Annotated in this window: 18 protein-coding genes; 4 read left to right on the forward strand and 14 right to left on the reverse strand. The window is 38.6% G+C overall.

The features are described from left to right. Positions 1-2: 2 nt before the first annotated feature. From AC4BHA_RS17330 to AC4BHA_RS17370, 9 genes are all read right to left on the reverse strand, one after another. Positions 3-812 (reverse strand): enoyl-CoA hydratase/isomerase family protein, encoded by an 810-nt coding sequence (locus tag AC4BHA_RS17330; RefSeq protein ID WP_490558972.1) that lies wholly within the window; start codon positions 810-812, stop codon positions 3-5. Further along, positions 797-1564, reverse strand: a complete 768-nt coding sequence (locus tag AC4BHA_RS17335) for an SDR family NAD(P)-dependent oxidoreductase (RefSeq protein WP_490553490.1) — start codon at positions 1562-1564, stop codon at positions 797-799. Before AC4BHA_RS17335 ends, AC4BHA_RS17330 begins: the two co-directional genes overlap by 16 nt. A 1-nt stretch (position 1565) precedes the next feature. Next, positions 1566-2312: a 2-phosphosulfolactate phosphatase gene (locus AC4BHA_RS17340; RefSeq protein WP_139892678.1), complete on the reverse strand. Its 747-nt coding sequence runs from the start codon at positions 2310-2312 to the stop codon at positions 1566-1568. Position 2313: 1 nt separating this feature from the next. Further along, on the reverse strand, positions 2314-3384 hold the full coding sequence (locus AC4BHA_RS17345; RefSeq protein WP_180350014.1) for a phosphotransferase family protein: 1071 nt from the start codon (positions 3382-3384) through the stop codon (positions 2314-2316). A 32-nt stretch (positions 3385-3416) separates the two neighbouring features. After that, the gene (locus AC4BHA_RS17350) at positions 3417-3815 is read right to left on the reverse strand and encodes an acyl-CoA thioesterase (RefSeq protein WP_139892680.1); all 399 of its coding nucleotides are present in this window, start codon (positions 3813-3815) and stop codon (positions 3417-3419) included. Between the two features lie 137 nt (positions 3816-3952). Beyond that, positions 3953-4522, reverse strand: coding sequence for a TetR/AcrR family transcriptional regulator (locus AC4BHA_RS17355; protein WP_490553494.1), 570 nt, complete (start codon positions 4520-4522; stop codon positions 3953-3955). 36 nt (positions 4523-4558) lie between these two features. Beyond that, positions 4559-6169 carry a long-chain-fatty-acid--CoA ligase gene (locus AC4BHA_RS17360; protein ID WP_490553509.1) on the reverse strand — a complete coding sequence of 537 codons (1611 nt, stop codon included), beginning with the start codon at positions 6167-6169 and terminating at the stop codon, positions 4559-4561. A 33-nt stretch (positions 6170-6202) separates the two neighbouring features. Continuing rightward, entirely contained in the window at positions 6203-6982 is a 780-nt protein-coding gene (locus AC4BHA_RS17365; protein ID WP_490558973.1) for an SDR family oxidoreductase, read from the reverse strand. Further along, entirely contained in the window at positions 6960-8207 is a 1248-nt protein-coding gene (locus tag AC4BHA_RS17370) for an acyl-CoA dehydrogenase family protein (protein ID WP_490558974.1), read from the reverse strand. Before AC4BHA_RS17370 ends, AC4BHA_RS17365 begins: the two co-directional genes overlap by 23 nt. Positions 8208-8394: 187 nt before the next feature. Between AC4BHA_RS17370 and AC4BHA_RS17375 the strand changes: the two genes are divergently transcribed. Continuing rightward, positions 8395-9147: a DUF975 family protein gene (locus tag AC4BHA_RS17375; RefSeq protein WP_139892683.1), complete on the forward strand. Its 753-nt coding sequence runs from the start codon at positions 8395-8397 to the stop codon at positions 9145-9147. Positions 9148-9251: 104 nt separating this feature from the next. On the opposite strand, the gene brnQ is transcribed toward AC4BHA_RS17375, so the two are convergent. Both brnQ and AC4BHA_RS17385 read right to left on the reverse strand, forming a co-directional pair. After that, complete coding sequence (gene brnQ, locus AC4BHA_RS17380) at positions 9252-10604, reverse strand: branched-chain amino acid transport system II carrier protein (RefSeq protein WP_373925501.1); 1353 nt, start codon at positions 10602-10604, stop codon at positions 9252-9254. Positions 10605-10987: 383 nt separating this feature from the next. Further along, positions 10988-11683: a GntR family transcriptional regulator gene (locus AC4BHA_RS17385; RefSeq protein ID WP_139063869.1), complete on the reverse strand. Its 696-nt coding sequence runs from the start codon at positions 11681-11683 to the stop codon at positions 10988-10990. A 934-nt stretch (positions 11684-12617) separates the two neighbouring features. On the opposite strand from AC4BHA_RS17385, the gene AC4BHA_RS17390 reads away from it, so the two are divergent. Continuing rightward, positions 12618-17024, forward strand: a complete 4407-nt coding sequence (locus tag AC4BHA_RS17390) for a S8 family peptidase (protein WP_180350015.1) — start codon at positions 12618-12620, stop codon at positions 17022-17024. Between the two features lie 143 nt (positions 17025-17167). Here the strand turns inward: AC4BHA_RS17390 and AC4BHA_RS17395 are convergent, their stop codons facing one another. After that, positions 17168-17677 carry a GNAT family N-acetyltransferase gene (locus tag AC4BHA_RS17395; protein ID WP_066108060.1) on the reverse strand — a complete coding sequence of 170 codons (510 nt, stop codon included), beginning with the start codon at positions 17675-17677 and terminating at the stop codon, positions 17168-17170. Between the two features lie 250 nt (positions 17678-17927). Further along, a complete protein-coding gene (locus AC4BHA_RS17400; RefSeq protein WP_066108063.1) occupies positions 17928-18623 on the reverse strand; it encodes a CPBP family intramembrane glutamic endopeptidase in 696 nt (231 codons plus the stop codon). A gap of 87 nt (positions 18624-18710) precedes the next feature. On the opposite strand from AC4BHA_RS17400, the gene AC4BHA_RS17405 reads away from it, so the two are divergent. Both AC4BHA_RS17405 and AC4BHA_RS17410 read left to right on the forward strand, forming a co-directional pair. Continuing rightward, positions 18711-19451 (forward strand): MerR family transcriptional regulator, encoded by a 741-nt coding sequence (locus tag AC4BHA_RS17405; RefSeq protein WP_066108066.1) that lies wholly within the window; start codon positions 18711-18713, stop codon positions 19449-19451. A 257-nt stretch (positions 19452-19708) separates the two neighbouring features. Further along, entirely contained in the window at positions 19709-20893 is a 1185-nt protein-coding gene (locus AC4BHA_RS17410; RefSeq protein WP_066108069.1) for a M20 metallopeptidase family protein, read from the forward strand. A gap of 80 nt (positions 20894-20973) precedes the next feature. On the opposite strand, the gene AC4BHA_RS17415 is transcribed toward AC4BHA_RS17410, so the two are convergent. Next, a partial coding sequence (locus AC4BHA_RS17415; RefSeq protein WP_490558975.1) for a class I SAM-dependent methyltransferase occupies positions 20974-21385 on the reverse strand: 412 nt, incomplete at its 5' end.

Raw genomic sequence — 21385 nt, forward strand, 5'->3', positions numbered from 1 at the left:
TCTTATTTGCCGGTAAACTGCGGCTTTCTTTTTTCTTTAAATGCAGATACACCTTCTTGATGATCCTCCGTGGCTATCATCATCGTTTGAGTGATACGTTCTCTCTCTAGGACATCTTCGAGAGTAGCCGTAAAAGAATAATCAATCAGTTTTTTCATTTGCCCATATGCTTTTCCTGGACCATGGGATAACATAGTCGCATATTGAATCGCCTCATCACGCAAAGCTTCCAAAGGTACAAGTTTATTAATAACCCCAAGTTCATATAAACGTTCTGCTGGTATAGGTTCAGCTGAAAAGAAAAATTGTTTCGCCAAATGCGGACCAACTAAGCGTGGAAGAAAATAGGAACCTCCTGCATCCGAAATAAGGCCAACCTGTGAAAAACTTAAAACGAACTTACTTCCCTCAGCGGCCACAATCAAATCGGAGGCTAGCGCCAAATTAAAAGCGGCCCCTGCCGCAAAACCATGTACCGCAGCAATAATAGGAGTTTCAATCTCCTTCATCGTTAAAATACATTCATTTATGACTCCTAAATACTCGTAGGTAGTAGCTGCTGATTTGGTTCCCATCGTTTTTACATCTCCGCCGGCACTAAACGCCCGGCCTGCTCCGTTTAAAATAATCACTTTCACATTAAGATTTTTATCAGCTTTTTTTAATTCACTAATTAGTCCTGTTATCATTTCCGGACTAAAAGCATTCAAGCTTTCAGGTCTATTTAATGTTAATACTAATACTGAACCTATTTCTTTTATTAATAAGTGTTCCATCATCCATCTCCCTTTCTCTTTTAAGTGATCATCCATCCCCCATCGACCAGTACATCTGTACCAGTCATGTATGAAGCTTCACTCGATGCTAAAAAGGCAATAACATTAGCTATTTCCTCACTGGTTCCTACTCTTTTCAATGCTGTGTTGCGTTCTATTGATTTCACAAACCGTTCATTCGTTAAAGACCATTCTGTCAACGGTGTTTCAACAAATCCAGGTGATACGGAGTTTGCACGGATACCATATGGTGCCATTTCAAAAGCAAGTGCCTTCGTAAAATTCAACACAGCTGCTTTTGCAGAACTATAATGAGGTATATGAGCAGCAGCTTTATGGCCTGATAGACTCGCTATATTAACAAATGCCCTATTACCTCCACGGTTAGCTTGCTCCATCATAAACTTTCCAAGTATTTTTGAAACCAAAAACACACTCTTCAAATTCACTTCCTGAACGATATCCCAAGCCTCTACGGCCGTATCCATTATTTTTGATTGCACTGAACCACCTGCATTATTGATGACCACATGCAAGTCCATAAAATGATCCTCAATAAAATCTAACAACGCGGTTACTTCCTCTTCTTTCGTAACGTCGGCCGCAAAACAGGTTGCCTGGATATGATGGCTTTGATTATTAATTTCATCAACAACACTTTCAAGCTTTTCTAAGGTTCTTCCAACTAGAATGACATTTGCTCCTTCTTTAGCCAAACGCAGAGCTGTAGCCTTTCCTATCCCGCTGCCACCGCCAGTGATCACGGCAACTTGCTCATGAAATCGCATCCTATACCTCCTTTTTTACCGTTAATATAACGCGATTATTTTTAAACACAGGAACAATCTCATAACATCCACTTGTACTTGATAACAGAAGATCTTCCTTTAATCCGTATTTGGTTAATAGCAATCCAACTCTGGATGCCGCCAGAACTGAGTATGAATTAGATGAATGGCTGTCATAAAAAGCCAATGCAGCTTTTCCAGCGTCATTCAGCTCAATCCCTTGATTGGTTCTGCAGGTTATATTTGCAATTAAATGGCCGGCACCATAGAAATCCTCTAGGCTGAATTCTCCTGAATTTCCTGAACAAATCACGACAATAGTTTCATCCTTGCTATCATTCAGTATCGCCTGTGCCACGGCAGCATTATTAAGCAAGGAGGATATATACACTAGATTTGCATATGCCGCTTTATGTAGAGCCACTGTGCCGTTAGTAGTTGAAAGAATCAAGGTTTTACCATGGATACGCGTGCTAATTTTAACCGGTCCTGGATAAAAAAATCCATCGATTGGTTCTGCATGTAATTCCCCAGCCATCAAGGCTTGTCCGTTCTCAAATTGTCTGCTTACTTTAATAGCTTCGTCCTGATTTAGAACGGGAATAACCTCTGTTGCTCCATTCTGCAAAGCTGTTACAATCGTGGTTGTGGCCAGGAGAATATCTAGTACAACAGCTATCTTGTTGCCTGAGGCCAGTTTTTCTGGTGATATATCTTCCTTGGTCAGCAGGACATGAACTTTCAGCATCTTATTGATTCCTTGTAAGTAAATAAGCATGCTCAATCAATGTTTTTACATACTTATCAAAGCTGGCAAATCTCGGATCCTTTGTTTGGCCATTATGATAACGATAGTAGATTTGCTGACAAATCCCCGCTAATTTGAAATAGGCAAATGTTAAATAGAAATTCATATTGGAGACATCACGGCCGCTTTGTCTTGCATATTCTGAAATAAATTGTTCCCTTGTATAAAATCCATCTCGAATCGTAACAGATGGCTTCCCCAGTCCTTTCTTCAATACTTCAGAATCGTCCCCCTCTGCCCAATAGCTCATAGCTACTCCAAGATCTGCGAGCGGATCCCCGACCGTCGTCATTTCCCAATCAAATAGACCGACCATTTCCGTCCCATCCTCATTAAACATCGCATTGTTCAATTTATAGTCATAATGAATAATTGAAGCATCACATGAAGCTGGAATGTGGTCTACTAACCATTTCTCTAATTCTTGTATATGTGGAATATCATCTGTTTTTGCTCGTTCATAACGTGCTATCCATCCATTTGTCTGTCTTTCCATAAAGCCATCAGGCTTACTGATTTCCTTCAATCTAGTCTCCTGATAGGAAATGCTATGAAGCTGAACAAGTCGTGCTACCATTTCCTTTGATAAATTTTGAAAGAGTTCACGGGAAGGTTTAATGCCTTCAGGAACAGAAGTATCAAATATAAAACCTTGCTTTCGTTCCATAATAAAAAACGGACTCCCAACAACATGCTCATCATCTGAGTAAAGGATTGGTTTTGGAGCCGGACTGAAAAGAGGATATACTTCTGAGAGGATGCTGTATTCCCTTTGCATATCATGGGCTTTTGGAGCTACAGGCCCTAGCGGCGGTTTCCTTAAAACAGCTTCCCATGTGCCTATTTTCAATTGATAGGTTAAATTTGAATGACCTGCCGAGAATTGTTCAATTTCCAGGTTTCCTTCTGGCAAATCGCTAATCTTACTCCGCAGAAATGATTCAAGTACATGCTGGTGCAATTCTTCTCCACTTCGTACGGGAATCGTATCTTTACTAACTCCTTGGTTCATGTCTATCTCACCTCTTTCAAAAATCGGACTCATTAAACAGCTTCGACCAGCCTCAACAGTTTCTCTTTTAGCATTTCAGGAATCGGTTCACTTTCCTGTTTGTCAAAATTAAACTGAACAAGGATGGCAGTCCCTTTGGCAATTGGGTTACCGGTTTGGGCACAGTAAATATCATGTTCAAGCTGAAAGCTCTTTGTCCCCACTCTGGATACAGTCGTGTTAATTTTTAATATTTGATCAAAATAGGCTTGAGAGAGGAAATCACATTTAGTCGAGGCCAAAATGAATGACCAATTTCTTATTTTTAAATCCAGTTCCATTTCCTTCAAAAAATGAAGACGAGCTTCCTCCAAATAGATGAAATAACTTGTATTATTCACATGACCAAGTGCATCTGTTTCCGAAAAACGGACGGTTACCATTGATTCCATAGCGGCCTCCTTTTACCCATTTACAGTATCCATGCTATATTTATACCCTGCTGTATGCCTCGGAGGATATTCGTAATCTATACACCGACCAGCTCCAATTAAGCAATTTTATTCAAAAAAAAGGGAGTCGTGATTTCCTACTCCCCTTTTTCAATTCCTTTCATGATCATCTCTACAAACATGTCTGCTAATTCATGTTCAGAAATAACTCCTTCAGGGTTAAACCACTGATAGCTCCAGTTCAAAATTCCAAGAATACCAAATGTAACAATGGTAGGATTTAAATCTGAACGTAGCTCTCCTGTCTTCATTCCCTGCTTAATTAAATCTTCAATATTAAATCGAAATTGATCACGCTTTGGCAAAATCTCTTCCAGCTTATCATCGGATAATAGTTTCATTTCCCGGAAAAACACCTTTGCACTTAAACCTTGGGTTCGAATATCACTCACTAGTAAATACGCTATATCGTGTATTTTTTGTCTACAGGTTTTCCTCAAGGTATTTAGGATCGCTTCCTGTCTTTCAATTAATCCATTAATATAATCGAGATGAATATTCATCAATAATTCTTCTTTACTTGCAAAATAGTAATAAAAGGTTCCCTTTGTAACTCCCAAAGAATCAACAATATCCTGTATGGATGTTTCTGCAAAACCCTTTTGTTCAAATAAAGAAATGCTGGTGTTCTTAATTTTTTGTTTCATCATCAAGACCCCAGTTCGTGTGTATTCATGTCACCCTTACTTTGTTTTGACTTCTTCCCTCAGAGCCCGGCGAAGTATTTTTCCGACATTTGTTTTTGGTAATTCATCACGGAATTCTACTATTGTCGGCACTCGATAGGCCGCCATATTATTTTTACAGTATTCTATAATCTCTTTATCCGTAGCTGACTCATTCGCTTTTAATACTAAAATTGCTTTGACTGTTTCTCCGCGATACTCATCCGGAACTCCAATTACAACAGCTTCCTGTACGGATGGATGTTCATACAGGACTTCTTCTACATCACGAGGGTAGATATTATAACCGCTTGCAATGATTAGATCCTTTTTACGGTCAACAATCGTTAGATATCCATCTTCATCGATCCTGGCAATATCCCCTGTATACAGCCATCCATTGCGGAGAGCAACGGCCGTTTCTTCAGGCATATTCCAGTAACCTTTCATAATCTGCGGACCTTTGACAATTAATTCTCCCAGTTCGCCAACCGGGACCTCCTCCACCCCTGTAGCTACATCCACGATTTTACAATCTGTAGATGGGAAGGCAATTCCGACTGTTCCAGGTTTACGAACACCAAAATCCGGATTACAATGCGTAACGGGTGATGCTTCCGAAAGACCATAACCCTCCAAAATCTTAGAATCCGTTTTTGATTCATATTCCTTCATTAATTCCATAGGCATAGGAGCACTTCCGCTATTGGAAATTTTTATGCTATCAATCCCATATTCCTTTGCTTTAGGATGAGCGTTGATCGCCACGTACATGGTTGGTACGCCAGGGAATATAGTTGGCTTCTCCTGTTTTATGGTTTGAAGGACCTCTTCTAAATCAAAACGGGGTAGCAATATGTTTTCACTCGCCATTAATATGCAATTATTCATACAGGCCGTCATACCAAATACGTGGAATAATGGGATGACAGTCAGATACCGTTCCTTCCCCTTATTTACCATCTTCTTGTAAAATTCCTTTGTTTGATAGATATTGGCAACTAAATTACGATGAGTGAGCATGGCTCCTTTCGATCTCCCCGTAGTGCCACCTGTATATTGGAGCACAGCAACATCATGACTCGGATCAATAACTACTGGCTCTACTGGCATGACTGTTTCAGAGATAAATCGCTCAAATGTCCAATCATCTCCAAATTCTGTCCCGGATGGCTGCAGGCTTACTACAATAATATTTTTGAGATTCGTAGTAGATTGAACCGCTTTAACAGTTTGATAGAATGCATCCATGACAACAATCGTTTCAGCATCGGAATCCTGCAATATATATTCCAGTTCTCTAGCTACTAACATGGGGTTGATTTGTGTGACAATTCCTCCCATCGATAGGGCCCCATAATAGGCAATCACATACTGAGGACAGTTTGGCAGCATTATTGCCACCCTATCACCCTTTTTAACATCATTATTCTGAAGTGCTGCGGCGAAGCGATTGGATGTCCCTAAAAGTTCCTGATAGGTCATTTTTCTTCCAAAAAAAGATAGGGCATTGTTTGTGGGGTAATGGATTGTCGTTTCATGAAGAATGTCTGGCAGTGATTTGTTCGGAATTTCGATTTCAGATGCAATACCTTCCGGATATTGCGTAAGCCAAGCTTTCTTTTTCATATTTTCCATAGTCAAATCTCCTTCATCTTTTATTTAAACCATGGCGTGTTTTCCGCCATCAACTACCAATACCTCACCTGTTATATAATTGGATGCAGCAGAGGCTAGGAATAAAGCAACTCCCTTGAGGTCTTCATCATTTCCAAGCCTTCCAAGCGGTGTCATATATTCAATTGCATCTTTTCCGCGTTCGAGTAAGACCTGAGACATTTTGGTTGGGAAAAAACCAGGTGCGATTGCATTAACATGAATATTATATTCCCCCCATTTCACTGCCAAATCCTTTGTTAAAGTAAGGACAGCTCCTTTGCTGGCATTGTACCCAACAGTATCCATCATGTCAGCATGAGTTCCACCGAGCCCCGCAACTGAAGCAATATTGATTATTTTTCCTCGCTTCTGTTCCATCATCACCTTTCCCACTGCCTGGGACATCAGGAAGGTACCTGTCAAATTAGTATTGATAACCTTATTCCAGGCTTCAAGCGGCATATCCAATGCAGAAGCTCCCCATGAGGCACCGCTATTGTTGACAAGAATATCAATATCTTCAAATTTATCTAGTGTTTCTGAGACGACACTATGAATATCTTCCGCATTCGTGATATCACATTTTAAGGCCAAGGTTTCAACTCCATATTCTTTATTCAGATGATCTGCTACCTCGGTGCAAGCCTCAATCTTGCGTGAACATAGAACAATATTTGCTCCCGCTTCTGCCAAACCCTGTGCAATATGGGCTCCAAGCCCACGTCCGCCTCCTGTGATAATCGCTGTCTTACCGGTTAAATCAAACATTTGTAAAACGTTCATGATCAGCTTGTTCCTCCCCTAGATATTTTTTAAGCTCTAGCTTGGCAATCTGTGCACGGTGAACTTCATCGGGTCCATCAGCTAATCGCAATGTTCTTGCATTTGCCCAATGAGCTGCCAAAGGATAATCCTCTGAAACTCCTGCTGCCCCAAGTCCCTGTATAGCCCTGTCGATAACCTTCAAAGCCATATTTGGAGCAACGACTTTGATCATCGCAATCTCGGTCTTCGCTTTTTTGTTCCCAACCGTATCCATCATATAAGCTGCTTTTAGAGTTAATAATCTTGCCTGCTCAATTTCAATTCTTGAGTTTGCAATCCACTCCTTTATTACTCCTTGATTAGATAGCGGCTGTCCAAAGGCAGTTCTTTTTTGTATACGCTTACATAATATTTCAAGCGAACGCTCTGCTGCCCCAATCAGCCTCATACAATGATGAATTCTTCCTGGACCCAGCCTTCCTTGTGCAATCGCAAATCCCTTTCCCTCTCCCCAAATTATGTTCTCAGCAGGTACCCTAACGTTTTCATATGTAATTTCTCCATGTCCATGAGGGGCATGATCATATCCAAAAACGGGAAGCATTCTTTCAATTTTTACTCCTTTTGAATCAAGAGGTACTAGAATCATAGATTGCTGTTCATGCCGATTTGCCATTTTGTTCGTCTTCCCCATCACAATTGCAATTTTACATCTTGGATCTCCTGCACCTGAAGACCACCACTTGCGACCATTAATGATATAGCCATCTCCATCTTTTGCAATACTTGCTTCAATATTCGTAGCATCTGATGAAGCGACATCTGGCTCAGTCATTGAAAAACAGGAACGTATTTCACCAGCTAATAAAGGCTTAAGCCATTCCTCTTTCTGTTCAGCAGTCCCATACCTTTCTAATACTTCCATATTACCTGTGTCAGGAGCACTGCAATTAAACATTTCAGGGCCGATTAATGAGCGTCCCATTATTTCACATAAAGGTGCATATTCCAAATTGGTCAGACCAGCACCATATTCACTCTCAGGCAGAAATAAATTCCAAAGCCCTGCATTTTTAGCTTTTGATTTTAAGTCTTCCATAATCGGAGGCACCTGACTCCACCGTGATTCTTGCTCATTTAACTGAACCTCATATAATCCTTCATTAGGATATACATACTCATTCATAAAATCACTTAACTGTCTCTCCAAGTCAATCACCTTACTCGAATAGGAAAAATCCATTCCTTCACTCCTTTCACATACTGACCGGTAGGTATTGTTAATTACTCCCAATTATACTTGATGCTCTTTTAAATTCCAACTAATTATCCAAAAATTACAAATACTTACATAGTTTTACAAATTCAGTCAGATTATATTATTCTTATAAATAGTAATAAACACACAGGAAGAAGGAAAGAGTTGTAAAATGAATATCAAACTGATTAAAAACACAGCCAAACAAAAATTAACTGGCTACTGGGGAATTGCGATAGGAGTTTTTTTCATAACTCTCCTTGTTAGCAGAGTTGCTGAATCATTTCTTTTTATTCTTGCATTTTTCTTTATATCAAGCCCATTGGCTGTAGGATATCAATGGTTCCACTTAGCCATAAAGAGGCAGCAAAATCCTTCTATTGAAACACTATTTGATGGTTTTAAATTGAACTATTTCAGGAATGCCTTAACAAACTTTTTAATCTTTTTATTTACCTTACTCTGGTCAGTTTTATTAATTATACCCGGCATCATTAAAGCGTTAGCCTATTCTATGACTTTATTTATCTTGCGTGACCGTTCCGATTTAACCGCTCTTCAAGCGATTACAGAAAGCCGACGAATCATGAATGGTAAAAAGAAAGATTTATTTGTACTATACCTATCTTTTTTACCATGGTTTATTATCCCTATCGTATTAATTTTTATCGGAATCGTATCTATTGCTATTGGTGCTGATACTGTAAATGATGGAGTATATTTAAGCGGCATGGCAAGCCTGATTATCGGGTATATCACAATCTTTGGTATTGCTATATACCTTGCACCTTTTATAACTACTTCATTAGCTGTCTTCTATGATGATTATGTAAAGCCATCAGAAGGATCTCTTATACAGAATCCACTGCCTTCTACTCATAATTCTGCTGCCGATCATATCGACCTTGCTAAGCGTGTAGAATAAAAGATAATCCCAGCTCCATCATAGAGCCGGGATTATTTTCTTTATTGGTAAAAAAGTAAATTATAAAAGCCAGCGGTGTCTCACGCTGGCTTTACATGTACTAACTAGTCTTTCTGCATATCTGGAACTTCATTCATTATGGGAGCAGACTGTCTCATCATACCAATCGGATAACCAATAATAGCGCCCAATATGGCTGGTGCAATCCATCCTAATCCCACGGAGTAAAGCGGTAAATAAGCAAATAAATTATTGATTGCTTCTATTTGCAGACCCGCTGCATTAAAACCATCAAACAAACTAACAATAAAGGTTAATGCCAAACTGCAAATATATACTTCTGAAAAACCTTTAAATACATTGTGCATGAATGTAAGGAAAATCAAGCATATAGCCAAAGGATAAATAGCTGTCAGGACAGGTACTGAAATAGCCACTAAGTCGGCAAGTCCCACATTGGCAACTAATGCACTGAATACCGATAAAACAATAGCATATGTTTTATAGGACCATCTCGGAGCCAATGTATTAAAGTAGGCCGCACAAGCCGTCACAAGACCGATACTAGTCGTTAAACACGCTGCAATAACAGCAAGTCCTAAAATTAATCTTCCATAAGAACCAAAATAATAATGAGATGCTGCTGCTAATATCGCACCCCCATTATCAAATGCACCAATCTCTTCCACACCGGTAGCACCTAAATATGCTAGCCCTGCATAGATTACCGCAAGTAAACCGGCTGCAATGAAAGCAGATTTCATAACACTTGTCATCATTTCTTTTTTGCCATGAATCCCTGTTGAACGAACTGCATTAATAATGATAATTCCAAATACGAAGGATGCCAATGTATCCATTGTTAGGTAACCTTCCTGGAAACCCTTAAAGAATGCGTTTTCTGTATATTGTTCAGCCGGAGCTGTCAGGCTTCCCATTGGATTAAACAAAGCTGCTAGAATCAATAAAGCGATAAAAAATAATAATATTGGTGTTAACATTTTACCAACTATATCTATAATTTTTCCTGGTTTTAATGCAAAGAAACAAGTAATAGCAAAAAAGATTACAGTGAAAAGCGCCATTGCTACTGTGCTATTCATATCACCGATTAAAGGTTTAACACCAATTTCATATGAAACCGTTCCTGTCCTCGGCATCGCAAATAAAGGCCCGATTGCCAAGTAAAGAACTGTAGTAAATATAATAGCAAACATTGGGTGTACACGTTTAGCCATCGTATATAAATCGCTTTGGCCAGAATACCCAATTGCCAATACTCCTAACAGAGGCAATCCCACCCCAGTTATGATGAAGCCAAATGTAGCTTCCCAAACATTTGACCCTGACATTTGTCCCATTAATACTGGGAATATTAGATTTCCAGCCCCAAAAAATAAGGCAAAGAGCATAAAGCCAATCGCTAGTGTTGTAGATTTACTCTTCATATTACCCAATTAAAACCCTCCGTTTCTATCTGGTTGAACATTTTAAATTTTCTAATAATTCTAACATCTTTTAATATAACATTACCCATTTTAACACATTTGTCAAGATTATTCAGACATTTCGCCCTATTTCTCAACTTTCCCACTTTTCTTCTAACATTCACCGTTTTTCCTATATCGGTGATTATAGTAACTGTCCTCTATATTTGCAAGGGTATTAGAGAAACTAAAGTAACGGTAAATTTTATCAATCTATTATATTTAAAGGGGGGAAAACGTACATACATCCAATTTAAGTTTATATTACCCTTTTAAACAGTAAAAACCCTTATTCCATGAATAAGGGCTGATCGAATAATCCAATATACCATTGATGATAAGGACATATGAGATTATTCTACAAAGTATTCAGCATATTGGCTATCCGGTTCCAGCAAACTATTCCAATATTTCTCTGGTCCTAATATATGGTGACTAACAGCCTCATCTATTTGATCAACTTTTTTATTTTCAATAATATCAATAATGTTTTTATGTTGTTTAATAATATCTGTATAATCATATTCGATTTCAGATAGCAATCGGATTCGATTATAATGTGTACTTAACCGATTTATTGCATCCCAGATATGATCTTTTTCCTGATCTTTATAAAATAGGGAGTGAAATTCCTGATCCAATTCATGAAAAGTTCTTTCCATTCCTTTTTTTCCTATAAAATTTTCTTGTAAACTGATAACTTTCTTTAACTCTAATAATGTTTCATCAGAAATAGATTCGCAGGCTAACTTAAGAACCTCTTTTTCTAGTACAGAGCGCATAAAGGCCGCCTCTTTAACCAATTTATAATCAATTTTTGATATGTATGAACCGACCTGCGGCCATACTTCAACCAAATGTTCCTCTTTTAATTTTCCGATTACCTCCCTGATTGGAGTACGAGAAATCCTTAATTCATTAGCCAGCTCAATTTCACTGATTGCTTGTCCTGGTTTTAATTCTAGAGACATAATGCCATTCTTAATAATTCTGTACGAATAATGTTTATTATTTTCTCCAGGTAATTTGGGTGTCACTGTTAACATCATGATTTCTCCCTTATATAAAGCGTATAAATATTCTCTACCAACATCAGCATGTAGCCAGTATACATGTTTTATTTAATTATCATCAAATTTCATTAATTTTTCAAGCAATTCAAAACAAAAAAGCTGAAGGGCCTTGGTCAGGAGCGAGGAGCATAAGACAAAGGCACGTAGGGGATGTACTTCCCCCCGCAGTGGCTTTGCTTATGTCCCGAGCTCCTAGGCCCTGAAGCTAGATTGAATAAAAAGCTGAAACGACTGCATCAAGGAACAAAGACTAAATACGCCACATCGTGTGGCAACGTCTTTGTGACCAACATCCTGTTGGCCTCCAACAAGCATAAGACAAAAGCACATAAACCATATTCTACATCAGTTATGTCAGTATCCTCTAAATATCCTGCTATAGTTCGACATCTTCCAACAATAAACATAGCCTATTTCTTTATCTAAATAAATTAAAACTACCGATTCTGAATATTTTTCTGGGATAAAGGTGAGAGTTGGATTCACCTTATTTCATATAAGTAACAAAATATCCCACCTTAATCCCCAGTCTTTTTTTGAATAAGACAAAGAAAGACTAGTAATTAAATAGCTTAATAAGTCAGATGGCTTATTTTTATTATAATAGTATATTAAAATTCTTCCTCCCTCCTTTTTCATACAACTATCTCCATATGAAATCAGGTATAAGTATATTCTTTTCTAATCATTTCCTAATTAGAATGACACCTACAGCTGTAGCCAAACTACATCCAATGATTCATTTTCAATTTCCATAGTATACTTGCGACATTTAGTGACAGCATTTGTTTACTTCAATTCGTTATAGTAGAAATATCAGCAGGATTACATAATTCGATATTACTTAACAGGGAGGTGAAAAAATACTTGGCATATTGGCAATTTAATAATCTAGTATAGGGAGGAATACTTGTTGAAAACAAAGAGAAAAAAACTGTCGTCACTCATTCTAACATCTATGCTCATTCCATCATTGCTCTTAACTACAGGATTTACGTCTTCACCATCTTCTACTGCTTCCTCAGAATCCATCCATAGTTCAGCAAAATCTACGATTATACAGAATAGCAGTAACAAAATCTCCAAAGATCTTCAAAATGAGTTTAAGGAAGAAGAAAAAGTCACCTTCTTAATTAAACTTAAAGAGCAGGTCGACACTGCCAAGGTAGCAAAAGAAGCTACTGCTACTGCAAAAAAACAAAAGCTTTCATCAGCCAAGACGACCTTGACAAAACGATCTTCCATCGTTACAAATCTGCGCGCAACTGCTGAAGAAACTCAGCATGAGCTAAAAAACTATTTAGAGAAACAAGAAAAAGCCGGTAAGGTTAAAGATATTCAATCCTTCTACATCGTTAATGGTATGGCTGTTACGGCTACAAAAGAAGTCATGGAACAAATTGCCGCATTTCCTGAAGTAGAAAAACTTTTACCGAATGAAAAAGTACACCTTGTAGAACCTGTTAAACAATCCAAAGCTGAGAAACCACTAATCGAGTCCAATATTAAGGAGAAACCTTCTAAAACAGAGACAAAGGCAGAAGTCTCCTCGATTGAATGGAATATCGAAAAAATCAGCGCACCTCAAACATGGGCAATGGGAATTGATGGAGCTGGAACAGTCGTTGCCAGCATAGATACTGGTGTGCAATGGGATCACCCTACCCTAAAGACAAAATACCGTGGGTACAACCCTGCTAATCCAGACAACCCGACCCATGAGTTCAGCTGGTTTGATGCTACTTCTACAAACCGCCCTGCAGCATTTGATGATAATGGTCACGGTACACATACAATTGGAACAATGGTCGGATCAGATTCAAACGGTACTAACCAAATCGGCGTAGCACCCGGCGCTAAATTCATAGCGGTTAAAGCTCTCTCTGCATCAGGTGGAGGCTCGAGTGCTGATTTGTTAGAAGCAGGTGAATGGGTATTAGCTCCTAAAGATGCTAATGGAACTCCACATCCTGAATACGCACCAGATGTCGTAAACAACTCATGGGGTGGCGGACCAGGATTGGACGAATGGTTCCGTCCAATGGTTCAAGCATGGAAAAATGCGGATATCTTCCCTGAATTTTCAGCAGGAAATGACGGAGGAGGAGCAGGAACTATAGCAGCTCCATCCAATTATCCTGAATCTTACGCAACTGCCGCAACAGATATCAATAATGCTTTGGCAAGCTTTTCTTCAAGGGGACCTTCTCCATATGAAGGAGTCATGAAACCAAATATAGCTGCACCAGGTGTAAATATTCGCTCAGCTATACCTGGAAACGATTATGCTTCCTATAATGGAACATCAATGGCCGGGCCTCATGTGGCCGCAGTAGTTGCCCTGCTTAGACAAGCTGATTCGAGCTTAACTGTCGATCAAATGGAAGAGATTATGGACTTAACAGCAACACCATTAACTGACAGCGCTTATCCAGAGTCACCTAACTATGGATATGGTCACGGTTTGGTAAATGCTTTTGATGCTGTCTCTTCAGTTGTTAGTGGTTTAGGAAAAATTAAAGGAACTGTCTCCAAGGAAGGTGATGATACTCATGCACCTGAAATTGAAACAGAGCCTGTGACTACTTCTTATAAAGAAATGGACCTTCCTCTTAGCGCAACCGCTACGGACGATGTATCCGTAACATCTGTCGTTTTGAAATATAAAAAAGCAGATGGCAGCTGGACTGAAGTCGCTGCGGAACGTGTAAGCGGAAATTATAAATCCGGTGAATACGAAGCAACCATACCTGGTGCTGATTTAACCGGTGATTCAACAGAATACCAATTTATCGCATATGACTTTGGAGGCAATTCAAAAGAAACAGCTGTTTATCCAATAGAATTACTTCCGGGTATTACAGTTGGCTATGAAACAGATTTTGAACAAAACCCAATCGGATGGACATCTTACGGTACAAATAATTCATGGGAATGGGGAGTACCAACAACAGGCCCTGGCGCTGCATTCTCTGGTGAAAAGGTATATGCAACAAATCTGACAGGAAACTATGCAAACAGCTCTAATATGAGCCTGGAAATGCCACCAATTGATCTTCCTGAAGGAGCCAGCTACTTACAGTTCAAACAATGGTTTGATTTAGAAAGAAACTATGACTTTGGGCATGTATTTATTTCTACTGATGGTACCAACTGGACACAGGCAGCTCGTTTCAACCAAACATCCGATGGTTGGATTGATGGCGAAGTTGACTTAAGCGAATATGCAGGACAACGCATCTACATTTCCTTCAATGTTACAACTGATGGGTCTGTCCAGAAAGCTGGATGGTATTTGGATGATGTCAAATTATCGGCAACTCCTATCCAACCTTCGTCAAAAGCTAAACATGGTGTGAAGAAAGATACAAAAGCTACTGATACTAAAATCAAAGATACAAAAGCTAAAGACCCTAAAGACGACAAAAAAGCAGCAAAAGAAAAAGTAGACGCAGCAAAAATCAAACCAATATCTGAAAAAGATAGTTCAAAAAATGAAAAACCTAGCAATGAAAGCCCGGGACCACTGCTTTTACCAATTCAAGCAGAGGTAACCGTTCTTGAAACTGGCCGTTCTGTTTACACCAACCCACAGGATGGATCCTATGAATTAACGCACGCAACAGGTGATTACACTGTTCAAGCAGAAACATATGGATTCCAATCTCAAACACAAGCAGTACGTGTTGAAGATGGTGGAGTTGCTACCGCAAACTTTACACTACAGGAAATTCCTAAAGGTACTGTCAGCGGTACAATTACAAATAAAGTAACAGGAAATCCTGTTGCAGGCGCCACAGTTTACCTTGTGGAAGATGCTGCCATTACGCCTGTGACTACAAATGAAGATGGCGAGTATTCCCTTACTGCATACGAGGGTACCTACACACTAAAATTTGTTGCACCATCCTACTACAGTTCCGAAACAACTGTAACCATTGAAGCAGGCGAACCAGTCGTTAAAAATGTTGAGTTACGTCCATTCATTGGCTATGCAGGTGAGATTAAGTATGATGATGGAACAGCTGAAAATGCCAGATCCTTCAATGCGGCAGGCAATAGCTGGGCTGTTAAAATGTCATTAAAAGAAGGGGAAGATCAAGCTCTAGTAACTGGTGCACTCCTTCGCTTCTGGGATATGGAATGGCCAGTCCCAGGCGGTACTGAATTCCAAGTATCCGTTTATGATGCCAGTGGTGCAAACGGCGGTCCTGGTACTAAATTGGCAGGTCCTTTCAACGAGACAGCTTTACGTGACGGCACTTGGACACATGTTGACCTTGCCGAACACGGCATCATGGTAGAAGGAGACTTCTTCATTGTCTATACACAAACAAAAGCAAATCCTAATTCACCTGGCTTGGCAACTGATGAGGACGGTCCAAATGCTAAACGCAGCTGGCAAGGTGTAAGCGGTGCATGGTCTCAATCACCAGAGGCTGAAGGAAACTACATGATCCGTGCGACCGTCAACTATGAATTACAAGTACCATCCATCACTTCTCCTAAAGATGGAGCATTTACGAATAAAAAATCTGTGACAGTTGAGGGTAAATCTTCTCCTGAAACAACCATTGATTTATTCAATGATGGAGAACAAACTGCTACTACGGAAACGAATGCAAGTGGCGACTTCTCAGTTGCAGTCGAGTTGAAAAATGGTGCAAATACACTGACTGCTAAAGCAAAAACTGATGTCGGTTCAACAGACCCATCTGAACCAGTTACGATTACACTTGATCAGGATAAACCTGAACTGACTATTACTTCACCGACAGATGGTTCTAAAACAAATAAAGAAACCGTTACAGTTACAGGAACAATTGCTGATGCCAATCTGGATTGGGTTAAAGTAAATGGTCAAACTGCAACTGTAAGCGACGGGAAATTCAGCAAGCGTATCCTTCTTGATGAAGGTATAAATGAGATTACTGTTCAAGCTAAGGATAAAGCAGGCAACAGCATTAAAAAGATCATCACAATTGATGCCAATTATACGGCACCTGAACTTTCCAACATACTTCCTGCTGAGGACAAAGTATTGGAAAGCGGCGATTCTGTCAAAATCGAATTTGATAGTGAACCTGGGCTAGACGCTACCTTCTCAATCCTTGCTCCAGTCACAAACCTTGGCGTCTCAAATGCACTTGAGCTTCCAATGCGTGAGACATCGGAAGGACACTATGTCGGCTACTATACTGCCACTAAAAATATCAAAGCAAACGGGGCAGCCGTTCAAGTAACCGCAGAAGATGACTATGGCAATAAAACGATTGAAAGAGCGGAAGGATTATTATATATTAACGCTCCGCAGTAAACGATTAAAGCACAAGTGCCGATGCACTTGTGCTTTTCTTTTTTGAGCAGTTCTAAAATAGTTTATACTTAAACTGATGATTAAGATATAAAACACAATCTTATTTTTCATATACATTCTTCCCTTTTCATCAAAAATTACAGTTATATCTTACGAACATATCTTAATGAGATATAGTTTTCTTCCTTGGTATTTCCGTATCCTCTTTGTTCATTATTGAAAATGAATCCTCTTGCTTCATAGAAAGGAATTCCTTTTTGATTTCCCTTTGCTACAGATACCCATTGCTCAGTTGCATGAAATTCCTCTTTTTGTTGTTTTGTAAGAACATCTAATAACCTTGTCCCAATTCCTTCATTACGTCTATTGGGGTTAAGATATAAGACAAAGACCTCCCCAGAAGTCTTATCGATCATACCGCCTCCAATTGCCCCAATGACTTTGTTCTCCTCAACAGCAACAAAATAGCCACCCCATTCTACCCCAGTTTCACTTACTTCCTTCAGAATTCTTTCATGATTATAAAACTCTTTTATAACTCTCTTAATATATTCTTCAGATCGTAATTCGTTATAAGTTGCCCAGTACCCATCACTGCATACTTTCGCAATCCCCTCAACATGACTTGCATTCGCTTTTAAAATATTAACCACTTTCCACACCTCCAATTTCCCCTGTTCCGAAGATTCCCTCTACAAATTCGAGCTTTTACTACCATTTATAATTCAACATAAAAAGGTATTAATCCTTTTTGAATTAATACCTTTCATCTCACCTGTTGATATATCCCTATGAATCTAAATTAATTGTTCAATATCGCCTCAAATGGCCATTACTTAATAGTATCAGCTTTGGAAACCTGGATAATTACACGGTATCTTTCAACTCTCGGGAGCAACCTCCTTAACTGAAGCTTGTCAGCAGAACCATAATCCCATTAGTCAAACCGTGAATGATAACCGCTGGCCAAATTGAATTAGTTCGTTCATATGCCAGCGCAAAAATGATACCACTGAAGAAATTTACTGGCATCACATTATAGGTCGGAATATGTACGATCGTAAAAATGATTGAACTAAGTAAAATGGCTCCAACAAATCCTATCCGTGTACGCAGCCAGCGATATAAAAATCCTCGATAAAAGATTTCTTCATATATTGGAGATATAATAGCTGCGGAGATAAAAGCAATTAAAAAGGTGAATAAAGTTACATTTTGCTGTAAAGCCTCTGTTTTGTTATTCTCCCACGAATTACCTATAAGACTAGTAAACAAGATTATAATCACCGAACCAACTAATAAAATAGTTGAATACAGAATAATAAGCTTCCAAACTTTCACATTAAATGATTTTATCCCTACCTCGTTCCAAGATAATTTTTTCGGATTAAGAGCAATATAATAAACACCTGAAATTAAAATAATGGCTATTATTAGTCCAATTAATGTCCCTGAATATAAATCATTCTCGAGCCAATTGGTAATAATTGGTTTAAATATCAATTTCACAAAACCAATTACAAACACAAATTCCAAAAGGATTAATAATATGAATTCCTTTAGCCCCCAATCATCTTGTTCTTTCCAGTTCATTTTCATCCGATAGCCCTCTCCCTATATATGGTATAATCCAACTATATTAGATGACGTTACGTCACCTGCAAGTTTTTTTCAGGAGGAAATGAAATGAAACAATGGACGACAGGAGAGGTAGCTAAGCAGCGAAATATATCCGTTCGCACCCTGCGTTATTATGATCAGATTAATTTGCTTACCCCTAGTTATAAAGCAGATAACGGGAGGAGATCTTATTCAGAAGATGATTTATTCAAACTTGAAAAAATCATTATTCTCAAATCCCTTTCACTTCCGTTAGAAACTATTCGCGATATATTAGACAGTCTATCCTTCCAACAAATTCTCATCTCACACTACAATTATCTACAAGATCAACTCACGAATATTCAAACAAGCATTTCTAATACTACATCATTAATTAATATGAGCGAGCTGCAAGAATCCTTATCATGGGAAGATGTTTTAAAACTGGTTCAAAATTCACAAAATAACTCAAAAAAATGGATTGATTACTTCCATCAGGATGAAAAGCTACTTTTACAGAAATCCATACCAAATCTAAGCAGCAATGATAAAACAACGCAACAGTATATGTTCTTACTAAAACAAATTGAGTATTGTATTCAAAACAAAGTTAAACCCGAATCTGAAATAGGAGCCCAAATTGCTTCTGATTTAATTAAACTATCAAATGATACATTTCAAGGGAATGAGGAATTAATGAATCAGTTTTGGGAAATCAGAAAAAAACCCGCAGAAGAAACAGGCTTATACCCAATTCCTAATCATGTACTAGAATTTGCAGAACGATGCATTGCTTATTTAACAGATTTAGAGACTAGCCATTAGATTTGTCTCCCTCGCTTGTTTATTCAAGGCTTAGAGTAAACTCTATTTGCTATGCTGATAATTAATCTATGTTATTTTCGGCTTTTATATATAAAGTTAATCAAATCTAGAGACTCTTTAGATCTCTATTTATTTTCTTAACCCCTTTACTAAATTTATGAACTTTATTCCAATTTATATTGAAGAACGGTAATATAAACTGCCTGCAATGCACAAAATACGAAGAAACAAACTATGAAGGCATACAGGAGGTATGTATGAATCAATTCTTAGAAAATGCACGGGCTATGAAAGAGGAATTAATCAAATATAGAAGAGAAATTCATCAAAATCCTGAAGTAGGCGACCATCTTCCTCAAACCACGAAATACGTAATGGAGAAGTTAAAGGAATTTGGCTATGAACCAAAAGAAATCTGTGAAAGTGGGATTGTAGCACTGGCAGGGAAACCTGATGCAAAAAAAACATTTCTTTTGCGGGCTGATATGGATGCTCTGCCGATTAAAGAGGAGACAGATTACCCGTTTAAAGCAACAAATGGAAATATGCACGCCTGTGGGCATGATATGCACACAACTATGCTACTAGGAGCTGCCAAATTATTAAAACAATATGAGAACGAACTAGAAGGATCCGTTAAGCTCGTATTTCAGCCAAATGAAGAAGGCTTCAAGGGCGCAAAATTAATGTTGAAGTCGGGCGTTTTGGAGAATCCAAAAGTGGATGCAGCAATGGCCTTACATGTACATTCCGGTACACCAACTAATACGGTATTATATGGGCTTGGAACCGCAATCGCAGGTTGTACAATCTTTAGAATTACTGTTAAAGGTGTCGGGTGTCACGGAGCCATGCCTGAAACCGGCGTTGACCCAATTAATATTGCAGCGCATATCTATACCTCCATCCATGAAATCATAGCAAGAGAAATCTCAGCAACCGAATCGGTGGTTATCACGATTGGAAAGTTTCAGGCAGGAAGTACACATAATGTAATCCCTGACCAAGCCATCTTAGAAGGTACGATTCGTTACTTAAATGTGGATTTAGGAGATTTCATTTACAAAAGGATGGAGAAAATAGTAACATCAACAGCTGAAATGTTTAGAGGTGAAGCTAAAATAGAGATTGTTGCATCTGTTCCGCCCTTAACGAATGATAAAGACTTGGCCAATCAATTGTCCTCTTATGTGAGTGATGTAGTCGGTAAACAATCTGTCATCTCTTTTGAAGGCGGAGGCATGGGTTCTGAAGATTTCGCTTCGTACTGTTATGAAGTACCTACCGTTTATTTTTTGCTGGGAGCCGGCACAAAAGAAGAGGACCCTCATTATGGACTTCCCATGCACCATCCACAGGTAGTTTTTAATGAAGATATCCTACCAACCGGTGCCGCCATGCATGCTTATACGGCAATGATGTGGTTAAAAGCGCATCAATAGAGAACGCAGTAAGAGTGTGGCAAAGTTCTTTAAACGATGCCACACTCTTTTAAATCTATTATATTTTATAATATTTAAATTTACTTTTTAAATATAGCTGTTAAAAAACCTTCCTCAGCAAATACACCATTCATTGAATCTGTTTGTCTCATGTTTCTTATTTCGATTTCCTTCAGATCCTTAAATATGTCTCTTAATTTTTGATCTGTAAACCCCAAACCTCCCTTTAGGCTCCAAAATCTATACACATCCCAATCGGTTATATCTGATCCGCCATACTTCCCATTTTCAAGAAAACACGTAATGCCGAACAAGCCATCTGTTTTTAGTGCTCTTTTAACTAAATTATTATAGGTACCCCTCCGATGAGGTGCTATATGATGAAAGCATCCTGAATCAAACACAATATCATAGCTTCCTTCATCAATAGCTAATTCAAATATATTTTTATGTATAAAGTTAATTGTTAATCCACTCTCTTTAGCCCGCTCT

Source organism: Pradoshia sp. Z3_51 (assembly GCF_058215915.1).

What these genes read in the sequence shown, in the direction of transcription:
- AC4BHA_RS17330 (WP_490558972.1), bottom strand. Translation starts at nt 812, where the DNA reads ATGGATGATCACTTAAAAGAGAAAGGGAGATGGATGATGGAACACTTA.
- AC4BHA_RS17335 (WP_490553490.1), bottom strand. Translation starts at nt 1,564, where the DNA reads ATGCGATTTCATGAGCAAGTTGCCGTGATCACTGGCGGTGGCAGCGGG.
- AC4BHA_RS17340 (WP_139892678.1), bottom strand. Translation starts at nt 2,312, where the DNA reads ATGCTGAAAGTTCATGTCCTGCTGACCAAGGAAGATATATCACCAGAA.
- AC4BHA_RS17345 (WP_180350014.1), bottom strand. Translation starts at nt 3,384, where the DNA reads ATGAACCAAGGAGTTAGTAAAGATACGATTCCCGTACGAAGTGGAGAA.
- AC4BHA_RS17350 (WP_139892680.1), bottom strand. Translation starts at nt 3,815, where the DNA reads ATGGAATCAATGGTAACCGTCCGTTTTTCGGAAACAGATGCACTTGGT.
- AC4BHA_RS17355 (WP_490553494.1), bottom strand. Translation starts at nt 4,522, where the DNA reads ATGAAACAAAAAATTAAGAACACCAGCATTTCTTTATTTGAACAAAAG.
- AC4BHA_RS17360 (WP_490553509.1), bottom strand. Translation starts at nt 6,169, where the DNA reads ATGAAAAAGAAAGCTTGGCTTACGCAATATCCGGAAGGTATTGCATCT.
- AC4BHA_RS17365 (WP_490558973.1), bottom strand. Translation starts at nt 6,982, where the DNA reads ATGAACGTTTTACAAATGTTTGATTTAACCGGTAAGACAGCGATTATC.
- AC4BHA_RS17370 (WP_490558974.1), bottom strand. Translation starts at nt 8,207, where the DNA reads ATGGATTTTTCCTATTCGAGTAAGGTGATTGACTTGGAGAGACAGTTA.
- AC4BHA_RS17375 (WP_139892683.1), top strand. Translation starts at nt 8,395, where the DNA reads ATGAATATCAAACTGATTAAAAACACAGCCAAACAAAAATTAACTGGC.
- AC4BHA_RS17385 (WP_139063869.1), bottom strand. Translation starts at nt 11,683, where the DNA reads ATGATGTTAACAGTGACACCCAAATTACCTGGAGAAAATAATAAACAT.
- AC4BHA_RS17400 (WP_066108063.1), bottom strand. Translation starts at nt 18,623, where the DNA reads ATGAAAATGAACTGGAAAGAACAAGATGATTGGGGGCTAAAGGAATTC.
- AC4BHA_RS17405 (WP_066108066.1), top strand. Translation starts at nt 18,711, where the DNA reads ATGAAACAATGGACGACAGGAGAGGTAGCTAAGCAGCGAAATATATCC.
- AC4BHA_RS17410 (WP_066108069.1), top strand. Translation starts at nt 19,709, where the DNA reads ATGAATCAATTCTTAGAAAATGCACGGGCTATGAAAGAGGAATTAATC.